General features: G+C 66.3%; 15 protein-coding genes and 7 pseudogenes. 7 read left to right on the top strand and 15 right to left on the bottom strand.

Going from position 1 to position 19,354, the window contains the following annotated elements:
• Positions 1-61: 61 nt before the first annotated feature.
• The 9 genes and pseudogenes from sucD to PIB19_RS11860 form a co-directional block, all read right to left on the bottom strand.
• Positions 62-945, bottom strand: a pseudogene (sucD, locus tag PIB19_RS11900) (succinate--CoA ligase subunit alpha).
• The gene (locus PIB19_RS11895; RefSeq protein WP_271237530.1) at positions 942-1,274 is read right to left on the bottom strand and encodes a hypothetical protein; all 333 of its coding nucleotides are present in this window, start codon (positions 1,272-1,274) and stop codon (positions 942-944) included. The pseudogene sucD and the gene PIB19_RS11895 overlap by 4 nt, the downstream one beginning before the upstream one ends.
• Positions 1,267-2,228 (bottom strand): annotated as a pseudogene (gene mdh / locus PIB19_RS11890) (malate dehydrogenase). Before mdh ends, PIB19_RS11895 begins: the two are co-directional and overlap by 8 nt.
• A gap of 170 nt (positions 2,229-2,398) precedes the next feature.
• Positions 2,399-3,118 carry a glycoside hydrolase family 2 TIM barrel-domain containing protein gene (locus PIB19_RS11885; RefSeq protein ID WP_271237529.1) on the bottom strand — a complete coding sequence of 240 codons (720 nt, stop codon included), beginning with the start codon at positions 3,116-3,118 and terminating at the stop codon, positions 2,399-2,401.
• A gap of 268 nt (positions 3,119-3,386) precedes the next feature.
• A pseudogene (locus PIB19_RS23055) lies at positions 3,387-3,878 on the bottom strand (sugar-binding domain-containing protein); the annotation flags it as partial.
• Between the two features lie 387 nt (positions 3,879-4,265).
• A pseudogene (gene zapE / locus PIB19_RS11875) lies at positions 4,266-5,377 on the bottom strand (cell division protein ZapE).
• Complete coding sequence (locus PIB19_RS11870; protein WP_271237528.1) at positions 5,374-5,823, bottom strand: PaaI family thioesterase; 450 nt, start codon at positions 5,821-5,823, stop codon at positions 5,374-5,376. The pseudogene zapE and the gene PIB19_RS11870 overlap by 4 nt, the downstream one beginning before the upstream one ends.
• Entirely contained in the window at positions 5,820-6,602 is a 783-nt protein-coding gene (locus PIB19_RS11865) for a succinate dehydrogenase iron-sulfur subunit (RefSeq protein WP_271237527.1), read from the bottom strand. Before PIB19_RS11865 ends, PIB19_RS11870 begins: the two co-directional genes overlap by 4 nt.
• Before the next feature lie 81 nt (positions 6,603-6,683).
• Positions 6,684-7,016, bottom strand: a complete 333-nt coding sequence (locus PIB19_RS11860) for an ArsR/SmtB family transcription factor (protein WP_271237526.1) — start codon at positions 7,014-7,016, stop codon at positions 6,684-6,686.
• Positions 7,017-7,117: 101 nt separating this feature from the next.
• Here PIB19_RS11860 and PIB19_RS11855 point away from each other — a divergent pair, with 101 nt between their 5' ends.
• Positions 7,118-7,861 carry an SDR family NAD(P)-dependent oxidoreductase gene (locus PIB19_RS11855; RefSeq protein WP_271237525.1) on the top strand — a complete coding sequence of 248 codons (744 nt, stop codon included), beginning with the start codon at positions 7,118-7,120 and terminating at the stop codon, positions 7,859-7,861.
• On the opposite strand, the gene PIB19_RS11850 is transcribed toward PIB19_RS11855, so the two are convergent.
• The 5 genes from PIB19_RS11850 to sdhC form a co-directional block, all read right to left on the bottom strand.
• Positions 7,858-8,436, bottom strand: coding sequence for an ATP-dependent Clp protease proteolytic subunit (locus PIB19_RS11850; protein WP_271237524.1), 579 nt, complete (start codon positions 8,434-8,436; stop codon positions 7,858-7,860). The two genes, PIB19_RS11855 and PIB19_RS11850, sit on opposite strands and share 4 nt — an antisense overlap.
• Before the next feature lie 38 nt (positions 8,437-8,474).
• Positions 8,475-9,434, bottom strand: a complete 960-nt coding sequence (locus PIB19_RS11845; protein ID WP_271237523.1) for a C13 family peptidase — start codon at positions 9,432-9,434, stop codon at positions 8,475-8,477.
• 280 nt (positions 9,435-9,714) lie between these two features.
• Complete coding sequence (sdhA, locus tag PIB19_RS11840) at positions 9,715-11,517, bottom strand: succinate dehydrogenase flavoprotein subunit (RefSeq protein WP_271237522.1); 1,803 nt, start codon at positions 11,515-11,517, stop codon at positions 9,715-9,717.
• Positions 11,517-11,906 carry a succinate dehydrogenase, hydrophobic membrane anchor protein gene (sdhD, locus tag PIB19_RS11835; RefSeq protein WP_271237521.1) on the bottom strand — a complete coding sequence of 130 codons (390 nt, stop codon included), beginning with the start codon at positions 11,904-11,906 and terminating at the stop codon, positions 11,517-11,519. The genes sdhA and sdhD overlap by 1 nt, the downstream gene beginning before the upstream one ends.
• Positions 11,899-12,327: a succinate dehydrogenase, cytochrome b556 subunit gene (gene sdhC / locus PIB19_RS11830; protein ID WP_271237520.1), complete on the bottom strand. Its 429-nt coding sequence runs from the start codon at positions 12,325-12,327 to the stop codon at positions 11,899-11,901. The genes sdhD and sdhC overlap by 8 nt, the downstream gene beginning before the upstream one ends.
• A gap of 197 nt (positions 12,328-12,524) precedes the next feature.
• Here sdhC and PIB19_RS11825 point away from each other — a divergent pair.
• The 4 genes and pseudogenes from PIB19_RS11825 to PIB19_RS11810 all read left to right on the top strand — a co-directional run bounded on the left by PIB19_RS11825 (position 12,525) and on the right by PIB19_RS11810 (position 17,019).
• Positions 12,525-13,850: pseudogene (locus PIB19_RS11825) on the top strand (methyl-accepting chemotaxis protein).
• 10 nt (positions 13,851-13,860) lie between these two features.
• Positions 13,861-15,225, top strand: coding sequence for a methyl-accepting chemotaxis protein (locus PIB19_RS11820; protein WP_271237519.1), 1,365 nt, complete (start codon positions 13,861-13,863; stop codon positions 15,223-15,225).
• Positions 15,226-15,386: 161 nt separating this feature from the next.
• Positions 15,387-16,085 (top strand): SDR family NAD(P)-dependent oxidoreductase, encoded by a 699-nt coding sequence (locus PIB19_RS11815; RefSeq protein WP_271237518.1) that lies wholly within the window; start codon positions 15,387-15,389, stop codon positions 16,083-16,085.
• A complete protein-coding gene (locus PIB19_RS11810) occupies positions 16,075-17,019 on the top strand; it encodes a 50S ribosomal protein L11 methyltransferase (RefSeq protein ID WP_271237517.1) in 945 nt (314 codons plus the stop codon). The genes PIB19_RS11815 and PIB19_RS11810 overlap by 11 nt, the downstream gene beginning before the upstream one ends.
• Before the next feature lie 154 nt (positions 17,020-17,173).
• Here PIB19_RS11810 and phhA read toward each other — a convergent pair.
• Positions 17,174-18,039, bottom strand: a pseudogene (gene phhA / locus PIB19_RS11805) (phenylalanine 4-monooxygenase).
• A gap of 91 nt (positions 18,040-18,130) precedes the next feature.
• Between phhA and PIB19_RS11800 the strand changes: the two are divergent.
• On the top strand, positions 18,131-18,706 hold the full coding sequence (locus PIB19_RS11800; RefSeq protein WP_271237516.1) for a TIGR02117 family protein: 576 nt from the start codon (positions 18,131-18,133) through the stop codon (positions 18,704-18,706).
• Positions 18,707-18,710: 4 nt separating this feature from the next.
• Positions 18,711-19,130, top strand: a pseudogene (locus tag PIB19_RS23050) (esterase/lipase family protein); the annotation flags it as partial.
• Positions 19,131-19,354 lie beyond the last annotated feature (224 nt).

Genomic DNA, 19,354 nt, shown 5'->3' with positions numbered 1-19,354 from the left:
GCCCCACGCGAATCCTTCGCCGCCCTGGATCCCGGCTTTCGCCGGGATGACGGTCTAGTTGTTAACCCTTGAGCACTTCCACAAGGGTCGATCCCAGTTCCGACGGGCTGGCCGCGACGCGGATGCCCGCGGCTTCCATCGCCGCGATCTTGCTCTCGGCATCGCCCTTGCCGCCCGAGACGATCGCACCGGCATGGCCCATGCGGCGGCCCGGAGGCGCGGTGCGGCCCGCGATGAAGCCGGCCATCGGCTTCTTGCGGCCGCGCTTGGCCTCGTCGATCAGGAACTGCGCGGCCTGCTCCTCGGCGTCGCCGCCGATCTCGCCGATCATGATGATCGATTGGGTCGCTTCGTCGGCGAGGAAGAGTTCGAGCACGTCGATGAAGTTGGTGCCGTTGACCGGATCGCCGCCGATGCCGACCGCCGTGGTCTGGCCGAGCCCGGCGTTGGTGGTCTGGAACACTGCCTCATAGGTCAGCGTGCCCGAGCGCGAGACGACGCCGACCGAACCCTTGGAGAAGATCGAGCCCGGCATGATACCGATCTTGCACTCGCCGGGCGTGAGCACGCCGGGGCAGTTCGGGCCGATCAGCCGCGACTTCGAGCCCGACAGCGCGCGCTTGACCTTGACCATGTCGAGCACGGGGATGCCTTCAGTGATTGTTACGATCAGCGGCACTTCGGCGTCGATCGCCTCGAGGATCGAATCCGCGGCGAAGGGGGCGGCACGTAGATCACCGACGCAGTGGCGCCGGTCTTCGCCTTGGCTTCGGCGACGGTGTTGTACACGGGGAGCCCGAGATGCTCGGTGCCGCCCTTGCCCGGCGTGACGCCGCCGACCATCTGCGTGCCGTATTCCAGCGCCGCCTTGGTGTGGAAGCTGCCGGTTTCACCGGTCATGCCCTGGGTGATGACCTTGGTGTTCTTGTCGACGAGGATGCTCATTCAGTAGCTCCAGCTTGCATTTGCCGGGGCCGTTTCACGACCCCCTTATATTCGATCTCAGCAATCGTCCGCGATTTGGTGCTTCCCGTGCAACGCCATAGCCTGGAGCCGTCGGACGCCGGCAGGTCGAAGACAAAAGTGCCATCAGAACGAACATCCCAAGGCTTTTTCGTCGCATCACCTGTATCGTCTGAACTCATCTGGCGCGCTTCGGGGAAAACTGCCTCCAATCGTTCCGAACAGCCGACCAATGCTTCAAATCCGGCCATCTCGCCACAGCCGCCGACCGGGATCGCTACCAGCCAGACGAGATGCCGATAATCAGCCAAGCGAGGAATCTATGCCCTTGCAGGCGACGAGCAGTTCCTTGACCGCGTCGACCGAGACCGCGAGGTTGGCCTTGGCGTCGTCGCCCAGCTTGATCTCGACGATCTTCTCGACGCCGCCGGCGCCGATGATCACGGGGACGCCGACATAAAGGTCGTCGATGCCGTACTGGCCGGTGAGATGCGCCGCGGCGGGCAGGACGCGCTTCTGATCGTAGAGATAGCTCTCCGCCATCGCGATGCCCGAGGTGGCGGGGGCGTAGAATGCCGAGCCGGTCTTGAGCAGGCCGACGATCTCGCCGCCGCCCGAGCGGGTGCGCTGGACGATCGCGTCGATGCGCTCCTTGGTCGAGAAGCCCATCTCGATCAGGTCGGGGACGGGGATGCCCGAGACAGTCGAATATTCGATCACCGGGACCATCGTGTCGCCGTGGCCGCCGAGCACGAAGCTGGTGACGTCCTTGACCGAGACCTGGAATTCCTCGGCGAGGAAATGGCTGAAGCGCGCCGAGTCCAGCACGCCGGCCATGCCGACGACCTTCTGGTGGGGAGCCCCGAGAATTCGCGCAGCGCCCAGACCATCGCGTCGAGCGGGTTGGTGATGCAGATCACGAAGGCGTCGGGAGCGTTGGCGGCGATGCCTTCGCCGACGGCCTTCATCACCTTGAGGTTGATCCCGAGCAGATCGTCGCGGCTCATGCCCGGCTTGCGGGCGATGCCGGCAGTGACGATGATCACGTCGGCACCGGCGATGTCGGCGTAATCATTGCTGCCGGTGATCTTTGCGTCGAACCCTTCGACCGGGCCGCACTGGCTGAGATCGAGCGCCTTGCCCTGCGGCACGCCTTCGACCACGTCGAAGAGGACGATGTCGCCCAGGCCCTTGAGTGCGGCGAGGTGCGCGAGCGTACCGCCGATGTTACCGGCGCCGATCAGCGCGATCTTCTTGCGGGCCATGGAATCTCCTCAGCGTATTCGAGCAGCCGCGGACGCAGTCGTGCGCCTGCGAAAACGGGGGCGGCTTAGGCCCATAATAGAGCCGCCGCAACCCGAGTCTCGCAAGGATCAGGGATTATCTTTGCAACTAATTCGCAACTGCAATAAGCGCGGTCACGCGCCATCGCGGGTCAGCGTGCGGACCCGGCGCGGCGGCGATATTCCTCCGCGAGCACATGGAACGCCTGTTTGCGCGCGCCGGTTTCCGAGATCAGGCCCTTGCGGTTCCAGCCCTGCTGAAAAACCGGGTGCTGGCGCCGCGGCGAGCGGAAATCCTTGAGCAGCCACGGGCTCAGTCCGACGGCGAACGGCACCTTCGCGGTCATCGCCAGCGTCTGGCGATAATATTCGGCCTGGAATTCCTCGCTGAACTTGTGCGGCTGGGCGCCGGCATCGTGATAGCCCGCCTGCGCGTCGGCGCCGAATTCGGAGAAGATCAGCGGCTTGGCCACGGTCGTGCGCCATTCGATGTTCGGCACATCGGCCAGCGCATCGGGCGTGTACCAGCCGCTATAGGTGTTGACCGCCAATATATCGAGATCGGCGGCGAGCGGGTCGTCGATCGTGCTGACATTGCCCTTGCGGCCGCTGAGCAATGCGGCGGTCACCAGCCGGCTGTCATCGAGCGTTCGGACATCGCCGATCAGCGCGCGCAGGAAGGCGTTGCGCGCATCGTTGATCGGGGTCTCGTTGCCGACGCTCCACAGGATGATCGAGGCGCGGTTGCGATCGCGCAGGATGTTCTCGCGCAGCATGGTTCGCGCGGTAGCGAGCGTCTCGGGGTTCGCCCAGTCGACGCGCCAATAGACCGGGATCTCGCTCCACACGAGCAGGCCGAGCTCGTCGGCCATGCGGGTCATCACTTCGCTGTGCGGATAATGGGCAAGCCGGACGAAATTGCCGTTCAGGCCCTGCTTGATCTCGGTGAGCAGCGCGCGCCGCGGCGGGCGTGATGGCGCGGACCGGATTGTTGCCGAGTTCCTCCTCGTGCATCGAAATGCCGCGCAGGAAGACCGGCTTTCCGTTGAGCAGGAGGTCGTTCCCGCGCACTTCGACGGTGCGAAACCCGACTCGGTCGACCAGCGTGTCGGCGCCGGCCTCGAATTGGACGTCGTAGAGCGTCGGCGCTTCGGGCGACCAGCGCCGCAGCCCGCGCGGCGCGGACGCGGTGCCGGTCCAGCGGCCTTCGGCATCGGTACGGCCTTCGAGGGTGAGGCCGAGGCCGGCGATGCGGACGCGGACCGGCGCATTGCCTGCGCCCGGACCATCGAGCTTCAGGTTCGCCTTGATGCGGCCCCCGGCGTCGAGCCGGATCCAGGCATCGTCGACGAAGGTCTCCGGAACGGTGATCAGCTGGACCGAGCGGGTGATCCCGCCATAATTCTCCCAGTCGGTGACCGGGGGCGGCACGTCCGCGTCGCGCCGTTCGGAATCGACGCCGACGGTGACCTGGTTGCTCCCCGCGCGGAGCAGCCCGGTGACTTCGAAGGCGAAGGGCGTGAAGCCGCCGCGATGCGTTCCGACCGGCTTGCCGTTCAGATGGACGTCGGCGGCATAATCGACTGCGCCGAAGCGGAGGAACGCGCGCTTGCCCGGGGCGAGCGCCGGCATCTCGAAGGTGCGCTGGTACCAGACGAGGCCGTTATAATAGCGCATCTCGGGCGCGTGCCCGATCCACGCGCCGGGAAGGTGCGCGACCGGTGAGCGCTGCATGTCGAATTCGAACAAGGCGGTCGGCTGGCGCGCGGCGACATCGGCCTGGACGATATCCGCCCAGCGATTGCTGCTCGATCCCGGCCCGCCACCATGGAAACCGGACTTGCCGTCGCGATAGGGATCGATCGACCAATGCCATGCGCCGTCGAGGCTCTGCGACGGACGCATATCGGCGCCGGCGAGCGTCACCTGGGCGAAAGCGGGAGGAGCGAGAAACAGCACCAGCAAGGCCAATGCGCGCGACAACAGCTTCATCCTGCTCTCCCTTATCGTGACGCGACTCTAATGCTCGCCATGGCCCTCGGCCAGATATTCGTCGGAGGCCATTTCGTGGAGCCGCGAGGCGGTGCGCTCGAATTCGAAGGCGCCGTCGCCGGCGATATAGAGATCGTCTGGCTGCGCGTCGGCGGCGGCGAGCAGCTTCACTCGGTTCTCGTAGAGCGCGTCGATCAAAGTGACGAAGCGTGCCGCTTCGTTGCGGTTCTCGGGACCGAGGCGCGGGATGCCGACGAGGATGACGGTGTGGAAGCGGTGCGCGATCGCGAGATAATCGGGCGCGCCGCGCGCTTCGCCGCACAGCCGCTTGAACGAGAAGACCGCGACGCCCTTCACGCAGCGCGGCACATGGATCTCGCGGCGGCCCTGCACCGGCAGATCGCAGGAAGGCACGCGCGCGGCATCCTCGACCGGATAGTCGGTGAGGCGGAAGAAAGCGGCGGAGAGCTGGGCAGTGGCCTCGGGCCCGTTGGGAACCAGCCAGGTATCCATGCTGCCGAGGCGGTCGAGCCGATAATCGACCGGACCGTTGAGCGTCAGCGCGTCCATCTTCGCTCCGATCAGGGCGATGAACGGCAGGAAGAGCTGGCGATTGAGCCCGTCTTTGTAGAGTTCGTTCGGCGCGCGGTTCGACGTGGCGACCATGGTGAGGCCATGGCCCATCATCTCGGTGAACAGCCGCGAAAGGATCATCGCGTCGGCGGGGTTGTTGACCACCATCTCGTCAAAGGCGAGCAGACGGATATCCTCGGCCAATGCGTCGGCGACCGCCACTACCGGGTCCTGCGTGTTCTTCTGGCGCTCGACGTTGAGGCGTTCGTGCACTTCGAGCATGAACTCGTGGAAATGGACGCGGCGCTTGCGGCGGATGTCGACGGTGTCGAACAGCAGGTCCATCAGCATCGATTTGCCGCGCCCCACGCCGCCCCACAGATACACGCCGCGCGGTGGCTCCGGTGCCCGGCCCAGCGCGCGCCAGAGGATGCTGCCCTTTTGGGAACCGCTTCGAGTTCCTGCGCGAGCCGATCGAGCCGCTCGGCGGCGGCCGCTTGTTCAGCATCGGCGCGAAGCTCGCCCGCGGCGACGAGTTCGCGATAGCGGGCGAGGACCTTGCTCACTGCGACGGCTTCCGGATCGTGCCGAGGAAGCTGGCGACCATCACGTCGTCCTGCACCACCACCCCGCGCAGGAAGAGCAGCCGGCCGGTCTCGCGGAGCAATTCCACATGCGCCTCGGTGGGGACGCCGATCGCGCCGCCGGTGATGAACTGGATCGACATGTCGAGCGTCGATGCAGGGCCGCTCAGCACGCCGAAGCTGCGCCCGGCGGCGAACAGCGCCATGTCGATGAAGCCGGCGAGCGCGCCGCCATGGATATGGTCGCGCAGGTTCGAATGCTGGTGGGCGAACGTCGTGCGCACCCGCGCCACCTTGCCGTCGAGCTTGACCGAAAGCGCGCCGATGAAGCTGTTGAAGCGCCCCTGGTCGAGGATCTGCCAGCGCTTCCAGCCCGGCAGATCGGGATCGTCGTCGTAACGGAAATGCGTCTCGGCGAACTCGCTCAAAGGGCGCGCTCGGCTTCCATCTTCTTGATCTCGGCGATCGCCTTGGCCGGGTTCAGGCCCTTGGGGCACACGTTCGCGCAGTTCATGATCGTGTGGCAGCGATAGAGGCGGAACGGATCCTCGAGCTCGTCGAGCCGCTCGCCGGTCATCTCGTCGCGGCTGTCGGCGAGCCAGCGATAGGCCTGGAGCAGGATCGCCGGGCCGAGGAACTTGTCCGAATTCCACCAATAGCTCGGGCACGAAGTCGAACAGCAGGCGCACAGGATGCACTCGTACAGGCCGTCGAGCTTGTCGCGCTGCTCGGGGCTCTGGAGACGCTCCTTGCCCGAGGGCGTGGTCGAGACCGTCTGCAGCCACGGCTTGATCGAGGCATATTGCGCGTAGAAATGGGTGAAATCGGGGACGAGGTCCTTGATCACGTCCATGTGCGGCAAGGGCGTGATGCGGATATCGCCCTTGATGTCCTCGATCGCGGTGGTGCAGGCGAGGCCGTTGCGGCCGTCCATGTTCATCGAGCACGACCCGCAGATGCCCTCGCGGCACGAGCGGCGGAAGGTCAGCGAGCTGTCCTGCTCGGACTTGATCTTGATCAGCGCGTCGAGGACCATCGGGCCGCATGCGTCGAGATCGACTTCGAAATTATCGTAGCGCGGGTTCTCGCCCGAATCCGGATCGTAACGGTAGATCTTGAACTTCTTGACGCGCGTGGCGGACGCGTCGGCCTTGTGGTCCTTGCCCTTTGTGATGCGGCTGTTCTTGGGCAGGCGGAAATCGGCCATTCCTGAAGGTCCTTACACGCGGTTTTCGCAAGCGCGGCTATGCCTTTCGCCTCGCGAGTGCAACCCCGTAGGCTCCCGCGATCAGGCCTTGTTGGCGAGAATCGAGTCGAGAAGCCCGGGAAAGCGTGCGTCGAAATCGGCGCGGCGGAGGCGATTGATGCGTTCGCGCCCCTCTGCCGAGGTCTCCACCAGGCCTGCGGCGCGGAGCACGTTCAGGTGGTTGGAGATCGTGCTCCTGGGAGTGCCTTCGACGCAGGAAGTGCTCGCGTTGAGGCAGGGGCATTGGACGAGCCGCGCGACGATCTCCAGCCGCAGCGGATCGGCGAGCGCGTGCAGCGCCGCGGCGAGGCTCACATCCTTGAGGTCGGGGTGCACGAGGCGGTCCATCGCACCGATATAGGAATTCTTCGTCATTTCCATAGTTCGGAAATCTTGAACTATATTTGTGACACCCCAATTCAGCGTCCGTCCCGGCAGCCGGCGCCTCGATCGGCTGGGGACCGGAGATTTGGAACATGTCGAAGAAACTCGCAGGCAAGCGCGCGCTGGTCACCGGCGGATCGCGCGGGATCGGCGCGGCGATCGCCAAGCGGCTGGCCGCGGACGGCGCCGACGTCGTCATCACTTATGCCGGCAACCATGAGGGCGCAAAGGCGACGGTGGCTGCGGTCGAAGCCGAGGGCGTCAGGGGCAAGGCCATCCAGGCCGATGCGGCTGACCCAGCCGCAGTGAAGGCGGCGGTGGACGAAGCTGCCGCGACCTTGGGCGGGATCGATATCCTCGTCCACAATGCCGGCGTCGCGGAATTCGTGCCACTTGGTGCGGAAGCGCTCGAGAGCTATCGCCGCATTTTCGGAGTCAATGTCGAAGGCGTGCTGGCGGGAACAGTTGCGGCGCTGCCGCATCTGAGCGACGGCGCGCGCGTGATCCTTGTCAGTTCGGTGAGCGGCTTCACTGCGGGCTTTGCGGGGAACAGCGTCTACGGCGCGAGCAAGGCCGCGGCGTCGATGTTCGCAAAGGCCTGGGCGCACGATCTGGCGCCCCGCGGCATCCTGGTGAATGCGATCCAGCCGGGGCCGGTCGGTACCGACATGAACCCCGATGAAGGCGAGTTTGCCGATCAGATTCGGGCGTTGACCGTGCTGAAGCGCTATGGCCGGCCTGAGGAGATTGCCGGCGTCGCATCGTTCCTGGCGAGCGAAGACGCGTCGTACATTACCGGCGCGACCATCGACGTGGGCGGCGGCATCTTCGTCTAGATCACGTCGAGCACGAGGCCGAGGTCGCGCGCCTCCTCGGCCTCGATATACCAGTTCGACGGCGCGCGCTTCTGCACCTCCTTGAAGGCGATCTTCGATCCGGCGACGAGGTCGCGGAAGCCCTCCTCCTCGATGCGAACCGATTCCTCGATCTCATGGAGATTGGCCTTGAGCCCGGCGACCACGCTCTTGAGCGGGCCCGAAAGCTCGACTGTCTTGGTGAGGATGCGCTCGTGGATCATGATCCGCGTGCCGTGCGTGAGGAAGCGCTTGTCGGTGGGGAAGCTCGCCATGAAGGTGGCTCCCGCCGAATAGACCGCGACCTTGCCGAGGAAGAGCGTCTCGCGCCCGGTATAGTCGCGCAGCAGGCGGAGCTCGTCGCCCATCAGCCGCGCCACCTCAGGATCGCCGCCCAGCGTCGAGATCGCGACCACGAGCGGGCCCTCGGTCGGTGCGTCCGCGAGCTGCTGGCGAAAGCTCGCATACATCGAGTGATCCACGGAGCCGTGCAGGATGATGTGCGGCTGGCTGAGCAGCGGATAGCGCGTGGCGCGGTTTTCGGGCGTGTCGGTCATCGCCTGCGCAACAACCGCGACCGACGGCGGTTCCGCGGTCAGGGCTTGAGCGCGTCGGTCGCCGGGGCGCCGACGGGCGCGGTCGCCACCTTCGGCATCCGCGCTTCGAGCGGGACGAGCCATGCCTCGACGCCTTCGCCGACGGTCGCTTGCGGGTTCGATGAGGGCAGCTCGTTCGTCATCTCCCAGCCGCTGATCATCTCACGCGCCTCTATCAGCGCATCGTCGAGCGGCTGGGGTTTGCGCAGCGCATGATTGATCAGGGCGTCGCCGAAGAAGGTCCAGTCGTTCTCCGCCTTGCAGCCGAACGACGTGCGATCGGAGGAAGCGGCGGTGAGCAAGGCAGTGTTGTCGTTCGACAGCACCGGCACGAAGATTCCCGAATAGCAGGCCGAGAGGATCAGCAGCCGGTTGCGGATGCCGAGCTCGTCGAGGATCGCGGCGAGACGGGCCGGGGAGAGCAGGCCATAGCCTTCGTCGCCGTCATGATAGGCGATGCCGACCTGCGCGCCGTGGCTGGTGAGATAGAGGACCAGCACGTCCTGGCGCTTGTCCATCAATTCGGCGACTCGGGCGAGGCCTAGGGTCAGCGCTTCGAGACTGCCGGCGGGCACATCCGCGCCGCGGGCGAGGAGGAAGGTGCGGCCGGCAGCATCGTAGCGGCGCGAGAGCACTTTGGCGGCCTCGCGCGCCTCGCGGCCGAACACCGGATCGCTGTCGAGCGCCGCCGAAACGACATAGGCGTCGATCTGGCCGGGGCGCTGCGGCTGGAGCGCTTCGACTGCGCCGGCGAGCTTGCGGCGGTCGGCGAGCAGCCATTTGGCCGAACGCCCGCGCTCGAGTTGTGGGCCCTGCGCCAGCGCCTCGGCCATCTCGCGCTGGTTCGCGCCGCCGAGGATCTGGGGCCATTCCTTGGTATGCTGGACTTGCGCCGTTGCGGGAGCGGTCGTCAGCAAAGCGGTTGCGATCGCCAGAACCCACACGAACGAAGAACGCATACGCTTGCCCCCGATTGTTGGGGACAATCTTGTGTGGTGCGGCGGGAAGTCAAGCGGGCGCAGGGCCAAATCGCCTCCACACGCGATGGCTCGACGTTCTATTGTCGCGCACCTTCGCGATCCATCCGGGCGAATGGCTGCTGATTTCCCAAACGTCACCCCGGCCTTGTGCCGGGGTCCACTGCGCCGAGAGCGCAGTCCTATCGTCTCTTGCTTCCCGCCTGCCGCCCGGTGGACCCCGGCACAAGGCCGGGGTGACAAGCGGGTTAGGTAAAGCGTTCTAGTACACCCGCTTCTTCGGCTTGATGTACTCGATCTCGTCGGTGAGCGTGTAGTCGTGGACCGGGCGGTAGTCGATCGCGACGCCGCCGCCCTTGCCGCCCCAGCCATCAAACGTGGCGACGGTGTGCTTCATCCAGTTCGCGTCGTCGCGGTTGGGGAAATCCTCGTGCATGTGTGCGCCGCGGCTTTCCTTGCGGTTGGCGGCGCATTGGATCGTCACCACGGCCTGGCTGATCAGATTGTCGAGTTCGAGCGTCTCGACCAGGTCGGTGTTCCAGATCAGCGAGCGGTCCGAGATGCCGACATCCTGGAAGCCCTGATAGACCGCATCCATGTGCGTGACGCCTTCCGCCAGCAGCGCGCTGTCGCGGAACACGGCGCAGTGGCGCTGCATCGTCTTCTGCATGTCGGCGCGGATCTGCGCAGTGGGCTTGGCGCCCTTGGCGTTGCGGAAATGGTCGAGACGGGTGAGCGAAAACTCTTCCGAATTCGCCGGCAGCGCATCGTGCTTGGTGCCCGGCTTGAGGATCTCCTTGAGGCGGAGGCCGGTGGCGCGGCCGAACACGACGAGATCGATGAGGCTGTTCGAACCGAGGCGGTTGGCGCCGTGAACCGACACGCATGCCGCTTCGCCGACCGCGAACAGGCCGGGGACGACCGAGTCCGGATTGCCGTCCTTCAGATGCACGACTTCGCCGTGATAGTTGGTCGGGATGCCGCCCATATTATAGTGGACGGTCGGGACCACCGGCAGCGGCTGGCGGGTCAGATCGACGCCGGCGAAGATCTTGCCCGTCTCGGTAATGCCCGGAAGCCGCTCGTGCAGGATCTTCGGGTCGATATGGTTGAGGTGAAGGAAGATGTGATCCTTCTCCTTGCCGACACCGCGGCCCTCGCGGATCTCCATCGCCATCGAGCGTGCGACGACGTCGCGGCTGGCGAGGTCCTTCGCGCTCGGCGCATAGCGCTCCATGAAGCGCTCGCCCTCGGAATTGGTGAGGTAGCCGCCTTCGCCGCGGGCGCCTTCGGTGATCAGCACCCCGGCGCCGTAGATGCCGGTCGGGTGGAACTGGACGAACTCCATGTCCTGCAGTGCGATGCCGGCGCGCAGCGCCATGCCGTTGCCGTCGCCGGTGCAGGTGTGGGCCGAAGTCGCCGACTGGTAGACGCGGCCGCCGCCGCCGGTGGCGAGCACCACGGCATGGCTGCGGAAGCGGTGGATGCTGCCGTCTTCCATGCACAAGGCGATCACGCCGCGGCAGGCGCCGTTCTCCATGATCAGGTCGAGCGCGAAATATTCGACGTAGAAATCGGCGTCATACTTCAGGCTCTGCTGGTAGAGCGCGTGGAGCATCGCGTGGCCGGTGCGGTCGGCGGCGGCGCAGGTGCGCTGTACCGGCGGGCCTTCGCCCATATTCTGCATGTGGCCGCCGAACGGGCGCTGATAGATCGTGCCGTTGTCGTTGCGGCTGAACGGCACGCCGGCATGTTCGAGCTCATAGACCGCGGCGGGCGCCTCGCGGACCATATATTCGATCGCGTCCTGGTCGCCGAGCCAGTCCGAACCCTTGACGGTATCGAACATGTGCCATGACCAATGGTCGGGGCTGTTGTTGCCGAGCGATGCCGCGATGCCGCCCTGCGCCGCCACGGTGTGCGAGCGCGTCGGGAACACCTTGGTGATGCACGCGGTCTTCAGGCCGGCCTCGGCGCAGCCCATCGTCGCGCGCAAGCCCGAGCCTCCGGCGCCGACGACGACGGCGTCATAGGTATGATCGATGATCTTGTACGCAGCTGGCATCAGAGCGGCGCTCCGGCAGTGAAGGCGACCTTGAGGATCGAGAAGATCGCGAGAGTCGCAGTGGCGATGGTGAAATACTTCAGGAGGAGGAGCAGTACGAAGCGGGTGTGGTCGTGCTGATAATCCTCGATCACGACGGTGAGGCCGTGGTGGAAGTGATAGAAGGTGCTGACGACGAGCAGGATCAGCGGCACCGCGGCGAGGGGCTGGACCAGCCAGCCGGTGATCGTCGCGTAATCATAGGCCGGCAGCAAGGCGAGCGAGATCAGGAACCACAGAACGAGGATCAGGTTCGATCCCGCGCTGATCTTGTGGTGCCACCACGCATCGGCGCCCTCATGCGCGGAGCCGAGCCCGCGGACGCGTCCGATTTCGGTGCCGTCACCCATTGCTCTTCTCCAGCAGGATCACCCAGAAAATGGCGGTGGCGACGATCGCGAACACGAAGGTCGCCAGCGCCGAGCGCTTGTTGACGCCGAGTTCGAACGCCGCGCCGGTGTCGAGGAACAAGTGGCGCACGCCGGACGCCATGTGCTGGAAGAACGACAGGGTCAGCCCGACGCCGACGATATAGCCCACCACATTGAGCTTGCCCGAGCTCACCGTGAACAGGTCGACGAACGCGGCATAGGCGGCCGCTCCCGATGCCATTGCGCTCAGCCACCAGACGAGCAGGATCGTGCCCACGGTCGCCATGCCGGAACCGGTGGCGCGGTGGACGATCGAGACCGCCATTGCGGGGCCCCATTTCCAGATCGATAGGTGCGGCGACAGCGGTCGCGCGGGGTTGCGGACGTTGGCCAAGGGCATTCCTTTCGGGTCGACGCCGCTTCCTTAGTCCCCGATGCAACGGATGCAAGTCGGGAAGCGCGACGGACCCGGGTCCTAACTCCTCTTAACCAATCTCGCGCCATAGCAATCGGGAGTGTTGGTCCGCGTGTCTGCGGGCCGTCCAAGGGGATTCTTTGACAGTGGCATCGACCAAGGACCTGCCGGCACCCGGCACGATGAGCGCCCGGATCGACATTCGCGCACGGCTGCGCGTGTTCGACGTCGAAGGATCGCTGGCACGTTCGAGCCGCGAAGCGTGGGAAACGCTGGAGCCCGAGATCCATTCGGTGTCCGAAGCCTATTGGCAGCAATGGCTCCATTGCTTCGCCGACGAGCGCAACTGGGCGACCGACGATACCGCCAAGATGATCGATGTCGGCGTGGTGTTCCTCAAGAACCGCTTCCTCGATCTGCAGGGCAATGCCTGGGTCGAATCGATCGAGCGTTCGGTCGCCGCCGCTTATGACGCCGATGTGCCGCCGATGGCCCTGCTGTCGATGATCAGCGCCAGCGATCGCGCCGCGCTGCAGGTGCTGATGCGCCGCCTCGGCGCGGACAATGCCCGGCTCCCCGCGCTGATCGACACGCTGATGCGGCTCTCCGCGCTCGAGGGCGACATCACCGTCGAACTCTACAACATGTATCGCGAGCACAGCTCGCAAAGGCGCGCGACCGGCTCGCCGCCGAATTCCGCGATCTCGATCGGCATGACGGTCGAGAGTGCCTCGCGCGAGGGCGATCAGCTCCGTATCCAGGCAGTGCATACGTCCGCATCGGCGCGCGGGATGCTCGGCAAGGCCAGCGAAGTCGCGGCCGCGGCCGAGCAGTCGGCCGTGGCGATGCGCGAAGCCGCGCAGACCGCAGCGGGCCTGATCCGTGCGATCGAGGACGCCCGCATCGAAGTCGAGTCCGCCGCCGACATCGCCAACCGCGCTTCGAGCCAGGCGGGCGCCGCTGTCGGCATGTCCGAGATGCTTTCGGATCATGCCAAGTCGATCGAATCGATCCTCGGGCTGATCCGCGACATTGCCGGCCAGACCAATTTGCTCGCGCTCAACGCCACGATCGAGGCGGCCCGTGCCGGCGATGCCGGGCGCGGCTTCGCCGTCGTCGCACAGGAAGTGAAGAGCCTCGCCAACCAGACCGCGCGCGCTACCGACGACATCGCCGCCAAGATCGCCTCGATCCAGTCCGCGACGCGCAGCACGGTCGAGACCAATGCCTCGATCCGCGAGACGGTGAGCGAAGTGCAGGAAAGCGCCAATCGCATCCGTACCGCGATGGAGGTTCAGGCGCAGACCGTGACGGCGATCACCGCTGCGGTCGACGAGACCGCGCTCGCCGCCGATTCGATGTCGGCGACGATCGGCGCGATCCGCGAGGATACCGAGGCGGTTGCCTCCGAAATCGACCGGGTGGGCCAGGGCTTTGCCGCCCTCGATAGCCAGCTCGGCAGCCTGAAGGGCAGTGCCAGCGACTTCGTTTCGAAAGTCGCGGCCTAGGAGAGAATATATGGTGGGACGGCGCGAACCGGGACGTTGGAGCGGGGGTACCCGCTCGGTCGAGGAGCATCGGCAGGTCTATGACTGGGACGGGGCGGTGCTGCCGGCCTGCGCCGAGATCAGCGCGTTGCTCGACGGGCGTCATGAGGATGTCGCCCGCGCCTTCTGGAAGCATTTCCTCGAAATGCCCGCCAGCGCGCCGATGCGCAGCGTCTTCGAGGAGCCGCGCGCTTTCGAGGAGCAGGTCCAGCTCGGCGCGCGTTACGCGAAGCTGAAATTCGGCGCTCCGTTCACCGAGGAATGGGTCGAGATGGCGTGCGGCTATGCCGCGCAGACCTATCAGGGCGGCGTGCCGCTGCCCGCGGTGCTCGCCGCCTTCGCTTATGCGCACAGCGCCACCATGGCCGTGCTCCGCGAGAAAGTGACCGATGCCGATCGGCTGGGGAGGCTGTGCGACGTGGTCCAGCGCCTCGCCATGGCCGAGGCCGATCTGATGGCCGGGCATCTCGGTGCCACCGATGCGGCGCAGATCAGCGAGGAGCGCCGCGACAGTTCTGCGCGCTTCCGCGCCAGCATCAGCGAATCGATCGAAGGCGCGACGACGCTCGGCAACCGCATCCGCATTCAGGCGCAGGGTGCGTCGAGCTCGGCGCGCGGGATGCTGGGCAAGGCCAGCGAAGTCGCCGCCGCGGCCGAGCAATCGGCTGTCGCGATGCGGGAGGCCGCGCAGACCGCAGCGGGCCTGATCCGCGCGATCGAGGATGCCCGTATGGAAGTCGAGTCGGCCGCCGATATCGCCACCCGCGCTTCGGGGCAGGCGGGTGAGGCGGTCGGCATGTCCGAGATGCTTTCCGATCACGCCAAGTCGATCGAATCGATCCTGGGGCTGATCCGCGACATCGCGGGGCAGACCAACCTTCTCGCGCTCAATGCGACGATCGAGGCTGCCCGTGCCGGCGACGCCGGCCGCGGTTTCGCAGTGGTGGCGCAGGAAGTGAAGAGCCTCGCCAGCCAGACCGCGCGCGCTACCGACGATATCGCCGCCAAGATCGCGTCGATCCAGTCGGCGACCAGATCGACCGTGGAGACCAACGCTTCGATCCGCTCGACGGTCAACGAGGTTCAGGAAAGCGCCAACCGCATCCGCACCGCGATGGAGGTTCAGGCGCAGACCGTGACCGCGATCACCGCCGCTGTCGACGAGACCGCGCTTGCCGCCGATTCGATGTCGGCGACGATCGGCGCGATCCGCGAGGATACCAAGACGGTGACCAGCGAGATCGACACGCTCCAGCGCGATGTCGCCGAAGTGGACGATCGCCTCAACGAACTTCGCGCCGCCGCGGAGAGCTTTTCGAGCTCGGTCGCCGCTTGACCCTATTCCCCTCCCGCTTGCGGGAGGGATTAGGGAGGGACTGTCGGGGAGGTTCGCGCGACTCACGCACGTCAGGCCCTCCCCGACCCCTCCCGCAAGCGGGAGGGGAGCGCATGCGGCCGGGGATGACGGCAATTGGCCAAGTCGCTAGTGCCGGGCGCATGACCAACATCCTCCTCACCGGTGCCAGCCGCGGGATCGGCGCGGCGATCGCGCAGTCGCTCTCGGGCGAAGGGCTGCGCCTCGTCGGCCAGAGCACGCGCGGCGATATGCCCGCCGACTTCACCGACCCCGCCGCGCCGCAAAAGCTGTGGCAACAGGCGCTCGACGCGCTCGACGGCCGCATCGACGTGCTGATCAACAATGCCGGCGTCTTCGAGAGCAATCCGCTCGATCTCGATCATCAGGATTGGGTCGCGGGCTGGGAGCGGACGATGCGGGTGAACCTGACCGCGTCCGCAGAGTTGTGCCGGTTGGCGGTGCGCCATTGGCAGGCAGAGGGCCGGCCGGGGCGGATCGTCAACGTGGCCAGCCGCGCCGCCTATCGCGGCGACAGCCCGGCGCACTGGCATTATGCCGCATCCAAGGCCGGGATGGTCGGGATGACCAAGAGCATCGCACGAGGCTATGCACGCGACGGCATCCTCGCCTTCGCGATCTGTCCGGGCTTCACCATGACCGGGATGGCCGAGGAGTATCTGGCCAGCCGCGGCGGCGACAAGTTGCTCGCCGACATTCCGCTCGGCCGCGTCGCCGATCCCGAGGAAGTGGCGAAGCTCGCGCGTTTCTGCGCACTGGAAGCCCCGCCCTCGATGACCGGCGCGGTGCTCGACATCAACGGAGCCAGCTATGTCCGTTGAACCGGTCGACAGCTGGAAGGTGACGCTGCCGTGCACCCGCGCGGAAGCCGAGGCGATCGACGCCGGCGAATTCGCGCTCGATGCGGTGCTGATGACCACCGAAGAGGTGGAGGACGATGTCGAGCACTGGCGGCTCGACGCCTATATGGAGGACGAGCCCGACGCCGCGATGCTCGACGCCTTGCGTGCGCTCGTGCCGAGCGCCGCGGATGTCGCGCCGGTGATCGAGGCGCTGACCGCCGAGGATTGGGTGGCGATGAGCCAGGAAGGGCTCGAGCCGATCCGCGAGGGCCGGTTCGTCGTCCACACCAGCGCGCACCCGGTCGAGGCGCCGGCGGGCGGGCGTGCTTTCCTGATCGATGCCGGCCGCGCCTTCGGCACCGGGCACCATGCGACGACCTCGGGATGCCTCAGGATGCTCGACGCGATGGCGGACCGGGATTTCGCCAACGTCATCGATGTCGGCACCGGCACCGGGCTGCTCGCCTTCGCCGCGGCGCATCTCTGGCCGGCCGCGAAGGTCGTCGCCACCGATATCGATCCCGCCGCGATCGACGTGACGCAAATCAACGCTGCCGACAATGATATCGCGGGGCTGGAGCTGATCGTCGCCGACGGCGCGCTGAGCGATGCGATCACGGCGCGCGCGCCCTACGACCTGCTGATCGCCAACATCCTTGCCGGGCCCCTGGTGTCGATGGCGCCCGAGCTGGCGGCGATCGCCGATGCGCGCGCGACGATCGTGCTGGCGGGGCTGCTTGAGACGCAGCGCGAGCAAGTCGTCGCGGCGTTCGAGGCTTGTGGCTGCCGTCTGGAAGCGTTCGACCGCCGCGGCGACTGGACGATCCTGCGGCTCACCGCCGGCGAGACGCGCTACATCCCCGCTTCGCCGCCCGACCCTAAGGGCCGCGACGGCTGGGCGCTGGATATCTGATTTGACGCTAGTGCGGGGCGGCGGGGGTGAACGATGTCCCCTCCGCCCAGCGCTCCGGCCTTCGCCGGAGCACAAGAGGATGGGTTATGGTGCTCCGGCGAAGGCCGGAGCGCTGGCCGTTGTCCGAGCCGCCCGTTGCGGGGAGTATCAAAGATCAGCGCTTCGAGTGCGCATATTCCTGCGTACCGTGCGTGATCACGTCGTCCTCGGGCAGGATCTCTGCGACCGGAATGTCCGGCAGCGGCAATATCTCTTCATAAAGCGGAGCAAAATCGGTTTCGATCGTCACGCGCAGCAGTTCGTCGAAGCTGGGAATGACGAAATAATTCTGCTGGAAATCGTCGATCCGATATTCGGTGCGCATCACGCGGCGGAGATCGAAGCCGATGCGATTGGGGCTCGGATCGTCGAGCGCGAAACGGCTCTCCGCCGAACTCGACACGATCCCCGCGCCATAGATGCGCAGCCCTTCGGCCTCCTGCACCAGCCCGAACTCGACGGTGTACCAATAGAGCCGGCCGAGCTGCTTGAGTGCGCCAAGCTCCATCGCGCGGACGCCGCCGCGGCCATAGGCTGCGAGATAATCGGCGAAGACCGGGTCGGCGAGCATCGGCACATGGCCGAACACGTCGTGGAAGACGTCGGGCTCCTGAAGGTAATCGAGCTGATCGGGACGGCGGATGAAGTTGCCGGCGACGAAGCGCCGGTTCGCCATGTGATCGAAGAACACCTCGTCGGGAACGAGTCCCGGCACCGCGACCACCTGCCAGCCGGTGAGCTTCATCAGCCGCTCGGACAATTCCTCGAAATTGGGGATGCCCGATTCGGAGAGACGCAGCGCGTCGAGCCCGTTGAGATAGGCCTGGGATGCGCGGCCGGGGAGGAGCTTGGCCTGACGCTCGAACAGCGTGTCCCAGGTGGCGTGCTCCTCCGCAGTGTACGCCCGCCAGTTCTGCGGTATCGTCCAGTCGGACGCGGCGCCTTCGGGGGGCGCTCCAGCACGTGGGTATCCTTTGTCATCGGAACCGGTCTAGCATTGTTACAAATGATACGAAACGGCCTCGTACGGGCGGCGCGCTGGACTAAGAGGGCGTCGCTCGCCTTTGGCGCGGTGGTCCTGTGCTATCTCGCGGCGGCGCTGGTGGGAAGCGCCATCGCCGCCAATCGCGACTGGAAGCCTCCGGCACAGGGCGTGACGATCTATGTCGCCGACAATGGCGTGCACACCGATCTGGTGCTGCCGGCGCGGGATTTCGCCGATCTGGTGCTCCCCGAGCATTTCGCCGACCCGGCGCAGGCGGCACAGCAGATGCTGATGTTCGGCTGGGGCGATCGCGATTTCTATCTCAACACGCCCACCTGGTGGGACATGAATCCGTTCCGTGTCGCGCGGGCGCTGGCCGGGCTGGGGCCGACGGTAGTGCATGTCTCGGCGGTGCCCGAGCCGCGGCCGGCCGCGAAGACCCGCATGCTCGTGTTGCGGGCGGAGGAATATACCCGGCTCGTCGCTTATATCCGCGGCACCTTCGCGGCCGGGCCGCCGATAAGGGGCTATGGCGGGCATGACGCTTTCTATGCAGCCCGTGGCGGGTACAGTGCGTTGAGGACCTGTAACGAGTGGAGTGCGGGCGGGCTTCGGATCGCCGGCGTGCGGATGGGGGCATGGACCCCTTCGCCTTTGGAGTGATGCAATGGCTTTGAAGCTGGCGATACCGAGTTCGAACAGCGTTCCGCCGCCCGCATTGGCGCTGCTTTCCGAAGGGCCGCGCGCGGCATGGGGACTGGGCCGGCTGATCCGCGAATGGAAGACGCTGGAAGACGTGCCGCCCGGCGACGGCCGCCCGGTGATAGTGCTCCCCGGGCTGACCAACTCGGATCGCTCGACTTTCGTGATGCGGCGCTATCTCAACCGGCTCGGCTATCGTGCGGAAGGCTGGGATCTCGGCCGCAATCTGGGCGTGCGCGCGATCGGACCCGAGGGCGAGCGGCTGATGGAGCGGATCGCCGCGGTGCATGCGGAGACCGGAGAGAAAGTGACGTTGGTCGGCATATCGCTGGGCGGGATCATGGCGCGGGTCGCGGCGCACCGGCATCCCGAGCTGGTGCGCGAAGTGATCACGATCAGCTCGCCCTTCGCCGGCCCGCCGACCTGCACCAATGTCTGGCGCCCCTTCGAGTGGCTGACCGGCGAGAAGATCGACGATCCGGCGCTGAACGCGCGGCTGGAGGAGGCGGCGCGGCCGTTGCCCGTGCCGTCGACCGCGATCTGGAGCCATAGCGACGGGTTGGTGAATGGGCTGATCTGCCGTGAGCCCGAGGGTTCGGGCGGCCGCGC

The organism is Sphingomonas sp. 7/4-4 (genome assembly GCF_027941955.1).
Classification (GTDB): domain Bacteria; phylum Pseudomonadota; class Alphaproteobacteria; order Sphingomonadales; family Sphingomonadaceae; genus Sphingomonas.
Note: the sequence above shows the minus strand (reverse complement) of the source record. Positions and strands in the feature narration are given on the sequence as shown.